Source organism: Paenibacillus allorhizosphaerae, from assembly GCF_042659105.1.
GTDB lineage: Bacteria > Bacillota > Bacilli > Paenibacillales > NBRC-103111 > Paenibacillus_G > Paenibacillus_G allorhizosphaerae.
This window is the reverse complement of record NZ_JBHSRV010000003.1, coordinates 212,535-229,503: the sequence shown is the minus strand read 5'-3', so window position 1 is coordinate 229,503 and position 16,969 is coordinate 212,535. Positions and strand designations below refer to the sequence as shown.

Annotated in this window: 14 protein-coding genes; 10 read left to right on the top strand and 4 right to left on the bottom strand. The window is 47.8% G+C overall.

The features are described from left to right. Nucleotides 1-156: 156 nt before the first annotated feature. The 4 genes from ACFQI7_RS14325 to ACFQI7_RS14310 all read left to right on the top strand — a co-directional run bounded on the left by ACFQI7_RS14325 (nucleotide 157) and on the right by ACFQI7_RS14310 (nucleotide 6,201). The gene (locus ACFQI7_RS14325; protein WP_218097600.1) at nucleotides 157-1,008 is read left to right on the top strand and encodes an aminoglycoside phosphotransferase family protein; all 852 of its coding nucleotides are present in this window, start codon (nucleotides 157-159) and stop codon (nucleotides 1,006-1,008) included. Nucleotides 1,009-1,533: 525 nt separating this feature from the next. Beyond that, nucleotides 1,534-3,357, top strand: coding sequence for a carbohydrate-binding protein (locus ACFQI7_RS14320; protein WP_218097599.1), 1,824 nt, complete (start codon nucleotides 1,534-1,536; stop codon nucleotides 3,355-3,357). Between the two features lie 440 nt (nucleotides 3,358-3,797). Next, nucleotides 3,798-5,132: an ABC transporter substrate-binding protein gene (locus ACFQI7_RS14315; RefSeq protein ID WP_218097598.1), complete on the top strand. Its 1,335-nt coding sequence runs from the start codon at nucleotides 3,798-3,800 to the stop codon at nucleotides 5,130-5,132. A 184-nt stretch (nucleotides 5,133-5,316) separates the two neighbouring features. Continuing rightward, on the top strand, nucleotides 5,317-6,201 hold the full coding sequence (locus ACFQI7_RS14310; protein ID WP_218097597.1) for a sugar phosphate isomerase/epimerase family protein: 885 nt from the start codon (nucleotides 5,317-5,319) through the stop codon (nucleotides 6,199-6,201). A 74-nt stretch (nucleotides 6,202-6,275) separates the two neighbouring features. Here the strand turns inward: ACFQI7_RS14310 and ACFQI7_RS14305 are convergent, their stop codons facing one another. Then, nucleotides 6,276-7,139 carry a hypothetical protein gene (locus ACFQI7_RS14305; protein ID WP_218097596.1) on the bottom strand — a complete coding sequence of 288 codons (864 nt, stop codon included), beginning with the start codon at nucleotides 7,137-7,139 and terminating at the stop codon, nucleotides 6,276-6,278. A gap of 175 nt (nucleotides 7,140-7,314) precedes the next feature. Between ACFQI7_RS14305 and ACFQI7_RS14300 the strand changes: the two genes are divergently transcribed. The 5 genes from ACFQI7_RS14300 (at nucleotide 7,315) to ACFQI7_RS14280 (ending at nucleotide 11,091) form a co-directional block, all read left to right on the top strand. Further along, nucleotides 7,315-8,007 (top strand): response regulator transcription factor, encoded by a 693-nt coding sequence (locus ACFQI7_RS14300; protein ID WP_218097595.1) that lies wholly within the window; start codon nucleotides 7,315-7,317, stop codon nucleotides 8,005-8,007. Nucleotides 8,008-8,087: 80 nt separating this feature from the next. Continuing rightward, on the top strand, nucleotides 8,088-9,011 hold the full coding sequence (locus ACFQI7_RS14295; RefSeq protein ID WP_218097594.1) for an ATP-binding cassette domain-containing protein: 924 nt from the start codon (nucleotides 8,088-8,090) through the stop codon (nucleotides 9,009-9,011). After that, entirely contained in the window at nucleotides 9,004-9,753 is a 750-nt protein-coding gene (locus ACFQI7_RS14290; protein ID WP_218097593.1) for an ABC transporter permease, read from the top strand. The genes ACFQI7_RS14295 and ACFQI7_RS14290 overlap by 8 nt, the downstream gene beginning before the upstream one ends. 17 nt (nucleotides 9,754-9,770) lie before the next feature. Beyond that, nucleotides 9,771-10,670 (top strand): sensor histidine kinase, encoded by a 900-nt coding sequence (locus tag ACFQI7_RS14285; protein WP_329958207.1) that lies wholly within the window; start codon nucleotides 9,771-9,773, stop codon nucleotides 10,668-10,670. 52 nt (nucleotides 10,671-10,722) lie between these two features. Next, nucleotides 10,723-11,091 carry a DoxX family protein gene (locus ACFQI7_RS14280; RefSeq protein ID WP_218097592.1) on the top strand — a complete coding sequence of 123 codons (369 nt, stop codon included), beginning with the start codon at nucleotides 10,723-10,725 and terminating at the stop codon, nucleotides 11,089-11,091. 46 nt (nucleotides 11,092-11,137) lie between these two features. Here ACFQI7_RS14280 and ACFQI7_RS14275 read toward each other — a convergent pair whose 3' ends face one another. From ACFQI7_RS14275 to ACFQI7_RS14265, 3 genes are all read right to left on the bottom strand, one after another. Beyond that, nucleotides 11,138-11,608 (bottom strand): GNAT family N-acetyltransferase, encoded by a 471-nt coding sequence (locus ACFQI7_RS14275; protein WP_218097591.1) that lies wholly within the window; start codon nucleotides 11,606-11,608, stop codon nucleotides 11,138-11,140. A 43-nt stretch (nucleotides 11,609-11,651) separates the two neighbouring features. Next, a complete protein-coding gene (locus ACFQI7_RS14270) occupies nucleotides 11,652-13,133 on the bottom strand; it encodes an oligosaccharide flippase family protein (protein ID WP_218097590.1) in 1,482 nt (493 codons plus the stop codon). Nucleotides 13,134-13,585: 452 nt separating this feature from the next. Continuing rightward, nucleotides 13,586-14,410, bottom strand: coding sequence for an AraC family transcriptional regulator (locus tag ACFQI7_RS14265; RefSeq protein ID WP_230414716.1), 825 nt, complete (start codon nucleotides 14,408-14,410; stop codon nucleotides 13,586-13,588). Between the two features lie 176 nt (nucleotides 14,411-14,586). Between ACFQI7_RS14265 and ACFQI7_RS14260 the strand changes: the two genes are divergently transcribed. Further along, nucleotides 14,587-16,884, top strand: a complete 2,298-nt coding sequence (locus ACFQI7_RS14260) for a hypothetical protein (protein WP_218097588.1) — start codon at nucleotides 14,587-14,589, stop codon at nucleotides 16,882-16,884. Nucleotides 16,885-16,969 lie beyond the last annotated feature (85 nt).

Below are 16,969 nucleotides of genomic sequence, written 5' to 3'. Positions count from 1 at the left end.
GGAAACATTGCCAAGCCCTGATTTCTTTCAGGGCTTTTGTTCGCGTTGATTACGCGTTATGATATCCGAAGTAGGCCTGCATGCGACGGTCGAAGCGTTATTATTAAAAGAGGGCTTGACTAACGCCTAAAATTGGCAGTAAGGGAGCTGTGATTCATGAGCATTAAATTTGGCGCGAAAATTGGCGAAGGAAAGGGCTCCGAAGTATTTGAATGGGAGAATGAGCACAAAATAGTAAAGCTGGCCAAACCGAATACTAATCGTTATTCCATCAATCTGGAATATGAAAATTCTCGTCTTGCATGGCAGCACGGACTGCCTGTTCCTCGCCCTTTTGCTGTCGTAGATATCGACGGGCGTCCGGGTATCGTTTTTGAGCGCGTTTACGGGGAGCCGCTAATGAAGCGTTTCATGAATCAAATTGTGAACCGTTCGTTTTCGGGGGAAGATGCCTTATCCACGGGTGAAAATGATTTTGTACGAATTACGGCGCGAATATTATACGATATTCATCAAAGATCCAACGTGCCATTGCCTTCGCAAAGACACATCATAAAGCGCGCGATAGAGAGTGCCGCTTACTTAACGGCGGATGAGAAGAGTGCTGTCCTTGCGATTCTAGATGCTTTGCCCGAAAAGAAACAATTATGTCATGGCGATCCGAATCCAGGAAATATTTTGATTCGCGACGGGAAGGGGATTGTGATTGATTGGGTCTGCGCAGCAACCGGTAATCCGGAAGCCGACCTCGCTGAATACATAATCATGATCAGATACGCGGTACTTTTGTCGTATTTCCCCAAGTTGCCGGGCGAAGCGGTGGCGTATTTTGACACGATCAGAGAATCGATCGTTACAATATTTATGGATGAATACTCGAAAATGAGCGGTACGACGTACGATGACATCGATGCATGGATTGCTCCGATCGCCGCACGCAAGCTGACCGCGGATGTATGCGAGGCGGAAAGGAATTTGCTTCTTCACGAGATCAGAAGAAGGCTTTAGCGATAGAATGCGGTAACGGCGAGCAAAGAATGGGTTATTTACATCATCATGATTATTCTGTGTCAGAGAGGGGAATATGATGAGTTGGATCGTAAGTCAACCATACTTTAAAATAGAGAGAGAACTTAACGGTCTCGAGCAAAAAATAGTTGTGCAATGCAGAACCATGTACTTATATCCAGATAAAATTGTTACCCGATTTCGAACGTTTTCCTTCGACGAAGTGTTCGATATTTCTTATCGGCATATCGGAGACAAGGAAGGTTTTCTATATTTGCATACAAATCAAGGCGTTTATCCGTACATCATTAAGGATAATCCAGAAAACTTTATTCATTCATTTAACGTCCATAAGAATAAATGGTGAGGGATTCATGTGGAAACCTCAGGATCGCGGCCCAACCGTTTCCATGGAGAAATTAAGTCATAGGAACGCATGTTGAAAGCGTGTACAATATACGTGTATACATTATGCAATCGCTTACCTACAGCGATTAATAGCTCGCTTGGAAAGGTTGGATTCCTATGATCCGCAAAAATAAAAAAACTTATATCCATCGTCTTACATCCGCTATTTGCGCCGCGCTCCTTGTGTCCAGCATTGTTGCCGCCGTCCCTGCTGCCGCACGCGAGAGCTCTTTTACGCGCGGTGGCGTAGGTCCGCTCTACTGGAGCACCTATGAATATCAATACACGAAGGACGCTCCTATGGATGAAGGCGAGTGGAAAAAAAATATCGATTGGATTGCCTCCGACTACAAGTCGTCCGGCTACGATATGATCGTATCTGACGGTTGGATTGAAGGAGCTCAGCAAACGAATGAGAACGGTTACATTATATCGCATAACGACGGATGGAAGCATGATTGGGCGTATTGGGCCGATTACATCCAAGGGAAAGGAATGAAGCTCGGCGTCTATTACAACCCGCTATGGGTGACGCGCAGCGCGGCGAACGATTCGTCGAAGACGATCGTCGGCACCACGCATAAAGTTGGTTCCATTGCGTCGTCGAACGACAAATTCAACGATGATTTATATTGGGTAGACGTCACCAAGCCAGGTGCCAAACAATATATCCAAGGCTATGTAAATTACTTTAAGAAGATGGGCGTCAAATATTTGCGCATCGATTTCTTATCTTGGTATGAAACCGGCATCGATAAAGGGAAAACGATCGGTAAAGCGCACGGCGTGGAAAACTACCAAACCGCCATGCGCTGGATGCATGAAGCCGCGGGGGACGACATGGAAATCAGTCTCGTCATGCCTCATTTGGACCGACACGGGGCCAGCGAGCTGCCGTACGGCGATATGGTACGAATTAATGAAGATCTTGCCCACGGCGGTTGGGAAAATTTAAGCGGTCAACGCCAAACATGGAGGAACGGCTGGTCGCAATGGGCCAATCCGTTCCTGGGATTCACCGGTTTCTCGGACATCGCGGGCCGAGGCTCCAATATGATTCTTGATGGGGATTTCCTACGGATGAACACGTTCAAGAACGACGAGGAGCGTAAGACCGCAATCTCGCTGTTTACGCTTGCCGGTTCGCCAATCGCCATTACGGACCAACATTCCACCATTGGATCGACCGGCAAATATTATAAGAACGAGAACATGCTGGCGCTTCATAATCAAGGATTCGTAGGCAAGCCGTTTTATTACAATGGCAACCCTTACAGCAAAGATTTTTATTCCCGCGACTCGGAACGTTGGCTAGGCCAACTGCCGGACGGGACTTGGGTCGTGGGGTTATTTAACCGCTCCGACCAGACGGCTACCCGTAAGATCGACTATATCAAACACTTGGGTCTGAGCGGAGCCGCGTCAACGAAGGAATTGTGGAAAAACCGGCAGCTAGGCGCAATGTCCGCATACGAGCCGTCTTTGCCGGCACACGCGACAAGCGTCGTTCAAATTACCCCGAACGGTTCGCACGTACGCTATCAGACGGAAGTGGCGACATGGCTCGGCGGAACGAATTTTAACAACAACCATAGCGGCTACAATGGCTTCGGTTTCGTCGACGGACTTGGTAAGGTTGGCGCGAAACTTGTCGTCGCGGTGCAAGCGCCGGCCGACGGCACTTACAGCATAAGCTATCGATACGGTAATGCAACAGGCGCTGCAAGCACGCTGCAAGTCAGCGTAGCTGATGAGCAAGGCCGCGTCGTGCAGCCGGGCAAAACGGTTTCGTTCCCGAATGCTGCCAGCTGGAACACATGGAAGAGCAAGCTGGACACCGTGAAGCTGCATCAAGGCGTCAACCTGTTGACACTCGAGCGAACGGCTTCCGACCACGGAGCGATTAATCTTGACTACGTCGAACTGCGAAATGTCCGTTAAAGAGCCCAACAGTGCAATCCCATTCTCGGTTGCGCCTCGGTCAAGCATCGCTCCCATTCATACGTATGATCGCTGAGCTAGTGGAGGGTGAAAATTAGAATTATCGATAAGTCTGAGATTCAAACTTTATTCATAATGTTAAATATGGTAATGCTGGACATCTGTTATTAATAGAGCAGATGTCCATTTTTTTTAAATACTAAACGTTAAGGCCGGTTAAAGCATCGAAGCGAGCTGCGTATTCTGTAGAAAGTAAGGGGTAATTCAAAATAATGTAAGCGCTTAATTAAACGGTTCTGAATATTCTATATAGCAGCAGATGACTATTATTTACCAAATCTTTACGACTCTTAAACATTGCGCAAACAATGTCGAATTATGCTTATTTATGTCTGAAGTATTTTGATGATGGGACGAGCAGAAAATCGGAGGTAGAACACATGAAAAGAATGACAAAAATTACATTGGCCGTAAGTATGGCACTAGCGGCATCTTCTGTATTGGCGGGCTGCGGCAAGGAAGGTAGCGGGAACGAAGCAGCCGGGCAGAAGAACTTATCCGGCGACTCGTCCGTACCGGCGAAAATCGTGGACACGACGCCCGTTACGCTCAAGTTTGCTGTACATTTGCCGATCAATGATGAGTTCAAACGGCTGTACATCGAGCCTGTCCAGAAGAAGTACCCGCATATTACGCTGGAGCTAATAAGCGCCAGCTCGTTTGCGGCATACGACAAGATGATCGCGGCAGGCGAGCTTCCGGATTTGTATCTCTCGTTTAACGGCAATATGCCCGGGCTCAAGGAGCGTGGCATCAACGAAGACATGACGGCGTTGTTTGAGCGTAATAAGATCGACTTAAACCGATTCCAGTCCAACTTTCTGGACGATATCAAATATGCCGCTACCGAAAAAGGAGAGCTGTACGGCTTGCCGATTGAAACCGGGTTTCATGCGCTGTTTTACAATAAGGAAATTTTCGATAAATTCGGTGTCGCCTACCCAAAAGACGGCATGTTAATGGAGGATGCGCTGGAGACTGCCAGGAAGATGACGCGGCTTCAAGACGGTGTGCAGTACCGCGGCTGGGACATGGGGAGCGTAGTGAGAATGGCGCAGCCGCTCGGCATGGAATATATCGACCGCAAAACACAGAAAGCCATAATGACAAGTGACGGCTGGAAACGCGCTTTCGAAATGGGCAAGCAAATTTATGAGATTCCCGGAAATGCGCCGTCGTCCAGTGCAGACAAGAATGGTACGAAAGGATTCATGACCGATCGATCCATCGCGATGCTGAACCAAACCAACATTTTCTCGCAGCTTAAAGAGGCGGAGAAGACCGGACTCCAGTGGGATGTTGTTCAGCATCCGTTCTACAAGGAGAAGCCGAATACGTACGGCAATTCGACGGTTTACATGGTTGGAGTCGTCCCGACCAGCAAATACAAGGAACAGGCGCTGCAGGTTATGGAAGTGATAACTTCCGACGAAGTGCAGATGAACGTCTCCAAAGCCGGCCGCATCTCGCCGCTCAAAAATGAAGCCGTGCAAAAAGCGTTCGGGCAAGGCGATGAGTCTTTGAAGACCAAAAACGTCGCCGGAATTTTGAAAAGCAAGCCGGTGAAATACCCAATCTACTTATTCCGGGAAATCGCCGAACCTTTAACCGAGAAGAAATTCAATGGATTTTTGTCAGGCAAGGAAGATGTGAATACGACGCTGCGGGAGTTGGACGAGGAAATTAATAAAGCAATTGCGATTGAAAAGAAATAAGCGAAGGGCAGAAAGTAAGTAGTTTTGAAATATAATATATCCGATATGAAACAATATTGCATTTTCAAGCCCGATTCTCCATTGTATGATGGAATTAATCGACCAAAGGGGAAACCGTTTCCACAGCCGCAATCGTTGCGACCGCTGGCCGAAGCCATGTAACTAACGAAAGGGTGAGATTTGCTTGAGATTATCAACGACAACCGGCACGTTCAGCCTCAGATTGGATGGGGGCTACACGCCGTATAAGGAATCAATCCGAAGATTGAAAGCAGCCGGGTACGACGTGCTGGACATTAATTTTTGCCGTGCTTTGACCGGCCAAACCGATCTTGTAAGCGAGAACTGGGAGCAGGTGATGCATGAGCTCAGAGAAGAAGCGGAGAAGCTCGGCATCGTCTTCTCGCAATCGCATCCCGTATTTTTACCGGCCCATCCGAACAATACCACGGCCGAGAAGCTGGAAGTATACGATCAAATGATGCGCCGTTCCATCATCGCCAGCTCTATCCTCGGCGTCAAATGGGCAGTCGTCCATCCGCATGAGGATCGGGCGAAAACGGCACTGGACGTAGAAGCGTGCATTAAAGACAATGTGGAGCATTTCTCGCCGTTCGTGGAGCTTGCCGTCAAGCACAACGTCGGTATCGCTTTCGAGAACATGATCGAGCGGCCGGCGTCCATGCGGCGGTTCGCCAGCCATGCGTCCGAGCTTGCAGCGATTATTGACGTGTGGAATGAGCCGGGAGTGGGGGCATGCTGGGACTTCGGTCATGCGAACTTCCTGTACAAGGATCAGCGTCCTGCGCTTCGCACGCTCGGCAAACGGCTCAAGGCGACGCATGTGAACGATAACTATGGAAGCTCTGATGAGCATATGTTTCCGTTCCACGGCAATGTCGACTGGCGTTCGCTTTTGCCGGTGCTTGCCGAGATCGGATACGAAGGCGATTTCACATATGAAACTCACAAGGAGTTCAACGGCCTGCCGGAGCCGATTAAAGATCATTTGGCTAAAGTCGGCTATGAAATCGCGCAATACTGCCTCACGTTGGTTCATCCAAAATAACAAATGGTCGTTCGATGGAGAACGAGAGCGTGACGAAAGGCTGCCAACGCATTGGCAGCCTTTTCGCAGTTCGGCTATTCTGTCGGTTCCATCGCTTTTTTCGCTTCGGAAAACTTCTCAAGCCCGCTGTTAATTTCATTTGTGTACAAAAGCGCGTTTTCCTTAAACGTGTTCAGATCGCTCACTTTTTTGCTGTTTATATAATTTAACAAGGCATTCAGCGCCATTTCTTTTCGTGCGATCGCTTCGTTGATATGGCCGCGGCCTTTTGTCGCCAGTTCCTTTAGCTTTCTTGGCAAGTCCTTGGGGACATCGATGGTTTGCAGATGGTTAAAGTGTACGGCGATCGCATCTTTGTATTTTTTGGCATTTTCGTAGTTTTCGGGAGAAGGAACGGGTTCTTTTAAAAATGCGTTTTGAAAAGCGAGGTATCCATTTTCTTCTCCATTCATCTGAGCTGCCAAATCCAGTATCTTTTTCTCGAAATCGGCATAACGCTCACGCTGCGTCTGCGTCATTTCCTGCTGTTCGGTCGCCGAGCCTTCGGCTATTGCCGCTTCCTCGTTGTCGGTTTTCATTGTAGCGCCAGCGACGATGAGTATGATGAATACGGAAATCATGCACGAAATACCGATTAGAACATATTTTTTGAATTCCCCACTTCTTTTGAACAATGCAAAAAGAGCCATGAATATAGAAGCAACGAATCCTAACGAACAGACTCCGAGCAATATCACGAATCCTACCAGGCTCAATGATTGTTTGTAACTTAAATCGGTGTCAGGGATAAAAAAGCTTACGAAGCAGCAAATAATCGCCAATATGGTGCCCCATAACAAAGGTTTTAAAAATTTTCCATTACCCTTAAACGCGGATATAATCGCCATAAATAAGGAAATAATGGCTCCTATACAACTGAATGCAAACACGTACGACATACGTTAGCCCCCTCTAATCTAAGCAAGATTATACCGGACATTTCCAGTTAATAGAAGTAAATATTACTATCCAACGGCTAACCTTTATAGTAATTCAACAATATAAATTTTGAAATATGCAACCGATTCCGTTTAAACTAGAAATATTGGAATCTAATCATAGGGTGTAGATAAAATGAATAAGCAAGTCGAGATTTTAGTCGTTGAGGATGATAATGATATTAATCAATTACTGTGCAACATCATTCGAAATAGCGGGTATTCTCCTCAATCCGCTTTTTCCGGCACAGAAGCCATGATTTATTTGGAGAAGCAGGAATGGGATATGGTATTGCTGGATTTAATGCTTCCCGGAATGACCGGGGAAAAGATTCTTGCAGCAATAAGCGAGCAAAGCTCAGCGCCGGTCATGATTATTTCGGCAAAGATGGAGAAAGAGACGAAAATCGACGCTCTACGAAAGGGTGCGGATGATTATATTACAAAACCTTTTGACATTGAGGAAGTATCTGCGAGAATCGATTCTCTCCTAAGAAGATCCCGACGTGCCGACCAGCCTGCACCAAACAAAGTGATCACCTATAAAGACATTACGATGGATACAGACTCTAAAATCGTAAATGTCAATGGGACGGAAATTAATTTTACGGCACGGGAATACGCAATCTTGCACCTTCTTTTGTCTTCTCCCAAGAAAGTGTTTACGAAAGCAAACCTGTTCGAAAGTGTATGGAAGGAAGTTTTCCACGGGGATGACAATACAATCAATGTTCACATGAGCAATATCAGGAGCAAGCTATCCGCTGCCAATCCTGACGAGGAGTATATAGAAACAATCTGGGGGATGGGGTATCGATTAAAAGCTTAAGCTTTTTTTAAGAACCATCTTAAGCCTTTCTTATGTTTTGCTTCCTACACTAAAAAGTATTATATAAGGAGGTAAAATAAATGGGCGATTATGTTCTAAAAACAAGCGGTTTGTCCAAGCGATACAAAGATCAATTGGCTCTGAATAAGGTGGATCTTTCTATAAAAAAGGGATCCATCTACGGGTTTATCGGGCAAAACGGCGCGGGCAAATCAACATTCATTAGGGTCGTAACCGGCCTTGCTTTTCCAACCAAAGGGAAGCTAGAATTATTCGGATGCAGCAACGAACAGGAGCTTATTCAGGCTAGAAAGCGAATCGGGACGATTATCGAGGGCCCTGCATTGTATCCGCATATGAGTGCCGCTGAAAATCTGGAAGCGCACAGGTTGTTAAAAGGGATTCCCGGGAAAGCCTGCATTGAAAAAACACTTTCTCTTGTTGGACTGCAAGATACAGGAAAAAAGAAGGCGAAAAATTTTTCCCTCGGGATGAAACAACGGCTTGGTCTCGGCATTGCGCTATTAGGAGATCCGGAATTTTTAATTCTTGATGAACCGATCAATGGACTTGACCCCATGGGCGTAGTCGAAATCCGGGAGTTATTGAAAAAGCTGAATCAAGAGTATGGAATTACCATTTTAATTTCAAGCCATATTTTAACGGAACTCCACTTGCTTGCTACGCATTTCGGCATTATTCATAGAGGGCAATTGCTGGAGCAATTAACTGTCAATGAACTTAACGAGAAGTGCCAAAAGTATATCCATATTAATGTGGATAACACGGATAAAGCGGCAGCGGTGATCGAAACTCAGCTCAGGTCTACTCGTTATGAAGTATTGCCTGACGGAACGATAAAACTGTTTGAGCATGTTCATGCCCCAGGTAAAGTATCCAAAACACTGACGGATGAAGGGTTGATTATCGAACAATTCATGCCGATCGGGGAAGATTTGGAAACGTATTTTACCAATCGGATCGGGGGCGGCAAGCATGAGTAATTTGTTGAGATCTGAATTATTTAAACTGAGGAAAGACCGAATTTTTTGGTCATTGGTCATTGGATTAATCGCGGCAGCTGTTTCGTATCTTGTGCTGATCTTCGTTGTTTTGAAAACTCCTTCCGTATCTATAAAAGAGTTATATGCTGCAGTAGGTCTGGAAGGGGGAAACAGCTATATCGTGAAGTTTGTGCCTTGCATTCTTGCAGGTTTCTTTATCTCCAACGAATATTCTATCGGTACAATGAAAAGTATCGGTACTTCCGGTAACGGCAGAATCCGTATTTATTTTGCTAAATTAATCGTATTTTCATTTGGTACTGTAATTATTTCATTATCCTTTCCTATGGGATTGACACTGGTTGGAACTATTTTTTATGGGTTCCATGATATGCCGGGACTCGATTATTTTATTCAGACCGTCGGATTTACCATCCTCTATGCATCGGCCTTTGCGTCGATTATGGCTTTAGCTGCCATCCTATTTACAGATAGCGGCAAGACGATTGGCTTTTTGATCATATTTTTCTCTCTTTTTGATAGTATTATGTACACGTTAGGTCAGAAATTTACTTTAATCGAAACGATCTATAATTATTCTGCCTTTAAACTGGTGTTAGACATTAGCAAATTTAATTTGGGTAGCGGTGATGTGATTAAATTAATGATCGTACCCATCGTAACTTTTGTTATTTTCGGACTTATAGGCGGTTTCGTGTTTCAAAAAAAGGAAATCAAGTAATAAGAAAGCGGGTGAGGATGATGATCTATATTGTATTCATTTCGGTGCTGGTCGCCTTATTTTTTCTCACTCGCTTTTATTTGTTAAAAAAAGAAATAAAAAGTGCGACCAAGCAATTACGTCAGTACAACTCCAAAAAGACCGGTAAGAAAATCGATATGTCCTATTATGATAAAGACTTTGAAGAGCTCGCGGTTGAAATTAATCATCAAATCGATTTCACCGTTCAGGCCAATGCAGAAAAACGGCATAAAGAAAACGAATTGAAACAGGCGATTGCCAATATATCGCATGATATTCGTACACCGATGACCTCGATTTTGGGATATATTCAATTTTTGGAGTCGGATGAGTTACCTTCAGAAACACGAAAGCAGTATATTACGACCATTAAAACTGGGGCGCTCCGATTAAAAGCGTTATTGAAAGACTTTTTTGAATTATCGCTCATCGAATCGGAAGATTATCCGCTAAAGCTGGAAAAAATCAAGCTGAACCAACTGCTTTTGGAAGTATTGGTCGGCTTTTACGATCAATTTAATCATCACAACCTTGAGCCGGAGCTTCAAATTCCAGAGGAAGAGATAAGCATCATAGCTGATCCGTCCGCAGTAAAACGCGTGGTTGAAAATTTAATAAATAATGCCATTAAACACTCCGACGGAAACGTATCGATTAGCCTAGAACAATCGCATTCTTCCGTACAGCTGATCGTCAGCAACGCGGTTAGCCGGTTAAGTGAAAATGATCTTGTATTTCTTTTTGATCGATTTTATAAAGGGGATAAAATAAGATCCGAAAAGGGCACGGGTTTGGGATTATCGATCGCTAAGAGCCTTATGATAAAAATGCAGGGCAAACTGACTTCTGAATTAAAAGATACTAAATTAGTCATGATCTGCGAATGGGACAGATAACGGTCAAATTACGTAGCGCTATAAATAACGTTTTCAAGGAGGAAGTATAGAAATGAAATGGACTGTTCGAATTTTGCAAGGCTTGCTTGGGGTTGGGTTCCTTTTATTCGGGTTTATGAAATTAAGCGGAGATCCCGCACAGGTAGAAGCATTTAATAATATTTACGGGTATGGCACCGGGTTCATGTATGTTGTAGGGGGAGTAGAAGTTCTCTCGGCAGCGGGATTAATACTGGGATATTGGTGGCATAAGATAGTCCCTGTGGTTAGTGGCGTTTTGATCATTGTGATGGCCGGGGCCGTATTTACGCATCTCCAAGCGGGTCAAGGGTTTGGCGTTGCCATGATGCCATTGGTTCTTCTGCTGCTAAGTTTGATTGTTTTATTGGGGCAAAGAAAAATAATGAAAGCCAAAGCCTAAAGGAGGAATGCGTCATGGAAGCGTAATAGACCACTTATGGTGTTTGCTAAACTTTTTTTACGAACAATACGCGGCTTTCTCCTTTTCCATCATAGTTCGTATGAACGGAAATGCCCTCCACTTCGCTATCCCCCTGTTCAACTTGAAACCCTAGATTCGTATGAAACATAATAGAATTTTTATTGACGGGTGAAGTAACGCAGCGGACCGTGTTACATCCTAACGGTTTTATTTTACCAAAAAATGTTTCGTATAAACATTTGGCCATTCCTTTCTTCCTGTGATCGGGATGAACCCCGACAAAATGGATATAACCTTCGTTGGTATTGGTTTGCGATACAAAGCCAATGAGAAAAGCTAGGATCTGTCCTTTTTCTTCTACGATAAAGCTCGTATTTTGAAAATGAACAAAAAATAATTTGGGCAGCATATCAGCCATATTCCTGCCACCCCACCACGCATTAATGACGGCAATCACTTCAGGATAATCCGATGCTCTTACTGTTCGAGTGATCATACCCAGCATCCTTTCATTTATATGGGCTGTGGAGTGTGCGAGTTTAATGACCTCGTAACACAGCCTTTTTGACTTGGGCGAAGGCTTTGGTCTCGATCCATATCGTGACGGCAAACAGGCCGACAGCGGCTGTAACGACAAATACGGGAAATCCGACTCCGATTGATTGCCCTATCATTAGTATAATGCCCATGAGCACCGTCGGCAGCAGAGGCTCCCCATACGCATCCCACCAGTCCAGCGCAAAGCTTTCATGGTAGAAAAACCAGATCATGGACAACGCCGATAAAGCCCAGCCTGCGGTATAGATCCACACCGCCCATACGGGTTTATCGGCAGCGAGTAGAGGCACAAGTGTAATTACGAAAATCCCCGCTACGATCATGACCCAGAAATTCGCTTTCGTCCGGCCGATCCCTGCAAGAATATTGCCTCCTAGCCTGCTGACGGAAGAGAAAAACACGCCAAGCGCCAGCAGCCGGATATAGATGGCGGATTCGCCTGTAGCGTAATCCGAACCGAACAAAAATCCGTTAATCTGGTCGGGAAACCAGCAGATGAGCAGCGTTAACGGATAAAGGATGATGTTATTGTAACGGATACAGAGCGTGCCCCGTCGTTTGCTTTCCTGCAGATCTTGCGAGCTTTCGGCAACAAAGGGAAAAGTAACGATCATAAACGCCCATGTGACAATACCGATAAATCCGGTAATGCGGGATGCATTGGCAAGATGGCCGACGGCAACAACCGAGCTGGAGCCGATCATCATGACCAGAAACGGCTGTTGAAACGCTTTGGCAATATTCCCAGCCCAAAGCGGAACCCCATACTTCATCATTCCCCATAGTTCAGGCAAAGGAATGCTGCCAATCCATCTGGGCCGATGGACTTTTTGCACTCTCCAGCTGGTAATAAGCGCTGTGAGCAATGCCCCGATGCCCATCCAGAAGGAAACGCCCCATAGGTAAAGCGGATCGCCAAAAAGCGGCCAGATGACCCCTGCAATTGTGCCTAGAGTAGAGAAAACGGTCATGATCACCATAAAAACCGCTTGAGTAACGAAATTCCGGTTGCCGGAAAAGGAGGATACCCCCATATTGACGACGGAATTGAACACAAACATGATGGAACCGAGCGCGAGCGCCGTCTGCAGAGCAGGCAGTTGATACACTTTTGCAAGGAAGGGAGAGAGCGCCGCTACCACAACACTGATCACGATTCCAAAGGATGTGCTGCCTGCCAGCGCAAGCCGAAATTTATTTTGCACCGCTTCCCGTGCATCCGTCGAGAAGGTATACACAAGCGCAGAGTTAAAGCCGACGTTCAGAAAAAGCGCGATCATGCCGAAAATTTGCAGCAACAAGTTCACTTCGCCGAATTTGACCGGATCGTTTAACATTCTTGCAATGATGATGCTGCCCACAGTTTGCAGCATCTGATTAATGAACAGACCTAGGACAATGATGGATACGTTGCGCAGTAAAAATCGCTGATGTTCGTTCAAATGGAGCAATAGCTTGTGCATTCGTGCGGCCACCTCTTGTTGTTTGACGGCTGATCATTGAAGAACCGGCGCTAGTTATGATGATTTATCGTACCAGACCATGCTTCGGGTTACAATGATCAAATTTTGCGCAATAGGAAGACGTCCGGTTTCGACTTCTTTATAAGCTATTTCAGGCCTTTACCGATCAGGAAATGCTAGCGGATCTATGCTTTTTTTGCTGTTTTTGGGGGGATTGAAGCGGCATATAAAAAACTGGTGTAGGCATTCTTATCGTCCAGTCGGACCAGACGAAGCCTAAAACGCAAGGAGCAAATTTTTCTATTGCCGCTAAAGATATCGATGCCGCCTATACGGTTGTTACGGTCAGCGAAATCAAAACTTATGGCAACGGACAACGAGCTTAGTCAACAACCAGCGGCAAGATGTCTCTCTATAAAATTGCAGAAATCGTGTCGAGAAGCGCCGATGCATTACATCGGATCGGCGGTCAAGGAACGATGAGAAAGCTCCGACTCGCTCTGCGGAATGTTGCGTTTACGGAATCCGGACGGCGTAATGCCGGCCATCTTCTTGAACATCCGGTTGAAATACGAAGCGTCGCAGTAGCCGAGCTCGGCGGCGATCGTCTCCATGTTGAAGTCGGTTTCGAGCAGCAGTTCTTCCGCTTTGGAAATGCGCGTCCGGTGCATATATTCAAGCGGCGTGATCCCGTAATGCTTCTTGAAGCTGGTGATGAGATAGGAGGGACCGCGACCGGTCAAATGCGCCAGTTCGTCAATCGACAAAGGCTCGCGGTAATATTGCAAAATATAGTCGCGCACCTGGCGTACGACGCGCGCCTGCTTGCCGGTATACTGCTGCGCCGAATGGTCCTGATGAACCCGCGCCATCAACTCCAGCAGCATGCCTTCGCAGAGCGGCTCGTAGTACGAGTCTTTCCGCATCCATTGTTGGTACATATGCGAATAGGTTTGCTTCAAATAAGCGAACAGCGAAGCAGGGCGAAACTGCATAGCCCCACAGTCGGCCAGATGGGGGAAATGCCCGAACAGCCCGTCACCCGCCCAATGCACGGAAAATTTGGAATGCGCCTCTTCCGTCACCGCTTCCCCGATCCGCTCGGCCCCTTCCCGCATATACAAAATATCGCCCTGCTCCAGCACATAGCGGACGCCTTCGACCCGATAGGCGAGACTGCCCTTGTCTACGAACATAAACAAATGATACGGTTTCGTCATCGGTCCGTGACCAACCCACCGCGCATGGCCGTACTGAAAATAAGCGATGTTCTCCATTCGCAAGGAATGGCACCCCCTTTGTGGAATGCGCTTTCATTGATATGAGTATAAAACGAAATATTGTACAGGAAAAGAAAAATATTATTTATGTTTTTCAGCGGGAACGGTTGTTATGATGGGGATATGTAAGTATTTGATGGTTATCCCACTATGTCCATTGGAGAGGAACTGCGATGACAAACGATACGACGCAAATCTACATTTCATTGCTTCAGAAATGGGTAAACGGCGCACGGAAGCATGTGATTTATTTTCCTGACCGGCCCGAGCTTGCTTGTTACGGCACTGGCGAAGATACCTGGGGAGTACAGACCAATCAAAAGGCGCTTGCCGCCTTCGCTACCGTGGCGGCCGATCCACGATTCGAAGCCGCAGCGGCAGGGATATCGCGTTGGGAGCTGCAGGAGCTCGCACTGCGAATGCTCCGGTATTCGCTGCAATCGCATATCGAAGGCGACTATCACTGCACGGACAACGCCTCATGGGGGCATACGTGGATCAGCGTGCTCGGTTTGGAACGGATGATGCACGGCGTCGATGCGCTGAGTCCGTTGTTGCAGGATGCCGACAAGACGCTGCTGCGGAAGGTGCTGCTTTCCGAGAGCGATTGGCTGCTCGACCATTATCCGATCGTCGGCGGTTTGCTGGCCAAAGACGGCCATAACAAGCCGGAAAGCAACTTGTGGAACGGCGCTTTCATGCTCCGTATGCTCGCTATGTATACGGACTGCCCGCGGGCGGAAGCGTATCGCGAGAAGGCGCTCGGTTTCCTCATCAATGGGATATCCGTACCGTCCGATGCGCATGACGAAACGGTGATGGACGGAAAGAAGATCGCCGACCGGTTTGTCGGTGCTAATTTCTTCGATACGTTATCGCTCAATCATCACGGTTACTTGAATGTCGGCTACATGGTGATCTGCCTGTCCAACATGGCTATGCTTCACTTCATGTATCGGAGCAAGGGCATACAGGCACCAGAGGCGCTGTATCATCATATGAAAGAGCTGTGGGACGTCGTCAAGCTGTGCACCTTCGAAGACGGCAGGCTGCTGCGCATTGGCGGGGATACGCGCGTCCGCTACACTTATTGTCAAGACTACGTTCTCCCGGTGTGGCATATGATCGGCGATGTGCTCGGCGATCCCGACTGCGCCCGCTTCGAGGAAGGCTGGCTGAAGCAAATCGAACTAGAAACGGTTCGAAACGGCGACGGCACGTTTTTGTCCGAGCGATGCGGGCCGCTGGAGCAAGCATCGCCGCTTTATTACACGAGGCTGGAATCGGACCGCGCCGTGGCGCTTTCCATGGGTCTCGCTTGGAAGCGGCTCGTGCGCGGCGGAACCGGCGGCTGGAAAGAAGAGGCTGGAGCCGCGTTAGAAACGGCCGGGAAGGAACAAGCTTGCGCAAGCTCGCCCATCGTCCGCGATTCGTCCGGTCTAGGCTGGCAAGACGCATACCACGGTGCCTACGTGCATCGCAGCGCCAAGCGGGACGCTTCCTGGGTATGGGAGTCGGCCGAGAAGCCGCAAGGGCTGTGTCTGCCGGCAGGCGCCAGCGACATGGCGGAGTGGCGGGAAAATTTGTCCCCGCGGCTGCGCGGACTCGGGAAAGTGACGGAGCAGCGGCTTGAGAAGCATGACGGTACGATGTTCGACGGCGGCTTCATTACCTGGGGGAGCACCCTCGTCCAGACGCAAGGGCTAATGGCCGAAGGGCAGAAGGATCATCCGATCGCCCGCAGTGCTATCGCCTGCGCGGCGCTGCCGGATGCCACGCACATGATCGTGATCCAATACGCGACTGCCGCGCGCAGAACGTACGTCCATGAAGTAAAAGGGCTGAACCTGCTGATGCCGAACGATCTGTTCAACGGCAGCGAGCGCACGTATTATTGGGCAAGCGGGCAAGCTGTGCTGCAGGGGGCGGGAAGCGCGGAGGAGACGATCCGGACCGGATCCCGTTGGGTTAATGTAGACGATCGGCTCGGCATCGTCGCCGTATACGGCACGGAAGGATTGTCGATACACCGGCCGGGACGCAGGCAGATCGGACTGAAGGAGAAGCTCGTCACGGCGGGTTCGACAGGGATGCTGTACGCCGACGAGCTGTGCGGACCGCTCGAAGTGGGGCTCCAGGCTGTTGAAGCGGGGCAGGTAATTGTCGATGCCGCCTATGTGATTCAGGCAGGTGAAGAACACGAATCGACCCGTGCTTACGCCGCACCGGACAGCACATTTGTAGCGGCCATTCAGCACGATACGGGCGAAGTCCGCGCGGTTCGTGTGAAAGGCGCAGACGCGCATACGTACGTGCTCGCCGCTAATTTCGGCGGCACCGAAGCAACGCTTGCGCTGGAGGCGGCGGATGCCATCGATATGGCAAATGGACAGCCGGTCGGCTCCGGACACCAAGGTCAGGTGCGGTTGGGGCTTCAGCCCGGCTCGGCTCGGCTCGTCCGGATCTCATAAACGGAGGAAATAAGGAAGAAGGCGGCGGTTGCCATTTCTTCCTTACACCTTAATTGTATGCGCTTACAAATGATTTTTTTAATAC

Coding starts and splice junctions, on each gene's coding strand:
- ACFQI7_RS14325 (WP_218097600.1), top strand. CDS start 157: ATGAGCATTAAATTTGGCGCGAAAATTGGCGAAGGAAAGGGCTCCGAA.
- ACFQI7_RS14320 (WP_218097599.1), top strand. CDS start 1,534: ATGATCCGCAAAAATAAAAAAACTTATATCCATCGTCTTACATCCGCT.
- ACFQI7_RS14315 (WP_218097598.1), top strand. CDS start 3,798: ATGAAAAGAATGACAAAAATTACATTGGCCGTAAGTATGGCACTAGCG.
- ACFQI7_RS14305 (WP_218097596.1), bottom strand. CDS start 7,139: ATGTCGTACGTGTTTGCATTCAGTTGTATAGGAGCCATTATTTCCTTA.
- ACFQI7_RS14300 (WP_218097595.1), top strand. CDS start 7,315: ATGAATAAGCAAGTCGAGATTTTAGTCGTTGAGGATGATAATGATATT.
- ACFQI7_RS14295 (WP_218097594.1), top strand. CDS start 8,088: ATGGGCGATTATGTTCTAAAAACAAGCGGTTTGTCCAAGCGATACAAA.
- ACFQI7_RS14290 (WP_218097593.1), top strand. CDS start 9,004: ATGAGTAATTTGTTGAGATCTGAATTATTTAAACTGAGGAAAGACCGA.
- ACFQI7_RS14285 (WP_329958207.1), top strand. CDS start 9,771: ATGATGATCTATATTGTATTCATTTCGGTGCTGGTCGCCTTATTTTTT.
- ACFQI7_RS14280 (WP_218097592.1), top strand. CDS start 10,723: ATGAAATGGACTGTTCGAATTTTGCAAGGCTTGCTTGGGGTTGGGTTC.
- ACFQI7_RS14275 (WP_218097591.1), bottom strand. CDS start 11,608: ATGATCACTCGAACAGTAAGAGCATCGGATTATCCTGAAGTGATTGCC.
- ACFQI7_RS14270 (WP_218097590.1), bottom strand. CDS start 13,133: ATGCACAAGCTATTGCTCCATTTGAACGAACATCAGCGATTTTTACTG.
- ACFQI7_RS14265 (WP_230414716.1), bottom strand. CDS start 14,410: ATGGAGAACATCGCTTATTTTCAGTACGGCCATGCGCGGTGGGTTGGT.
- ACFQI7_RS14260 (WP_218097588.1), top strand. CDS start 14,587: ATGACAAACGATACGACGCAAATCTACATTTCATTGCTTCAGAAATGG.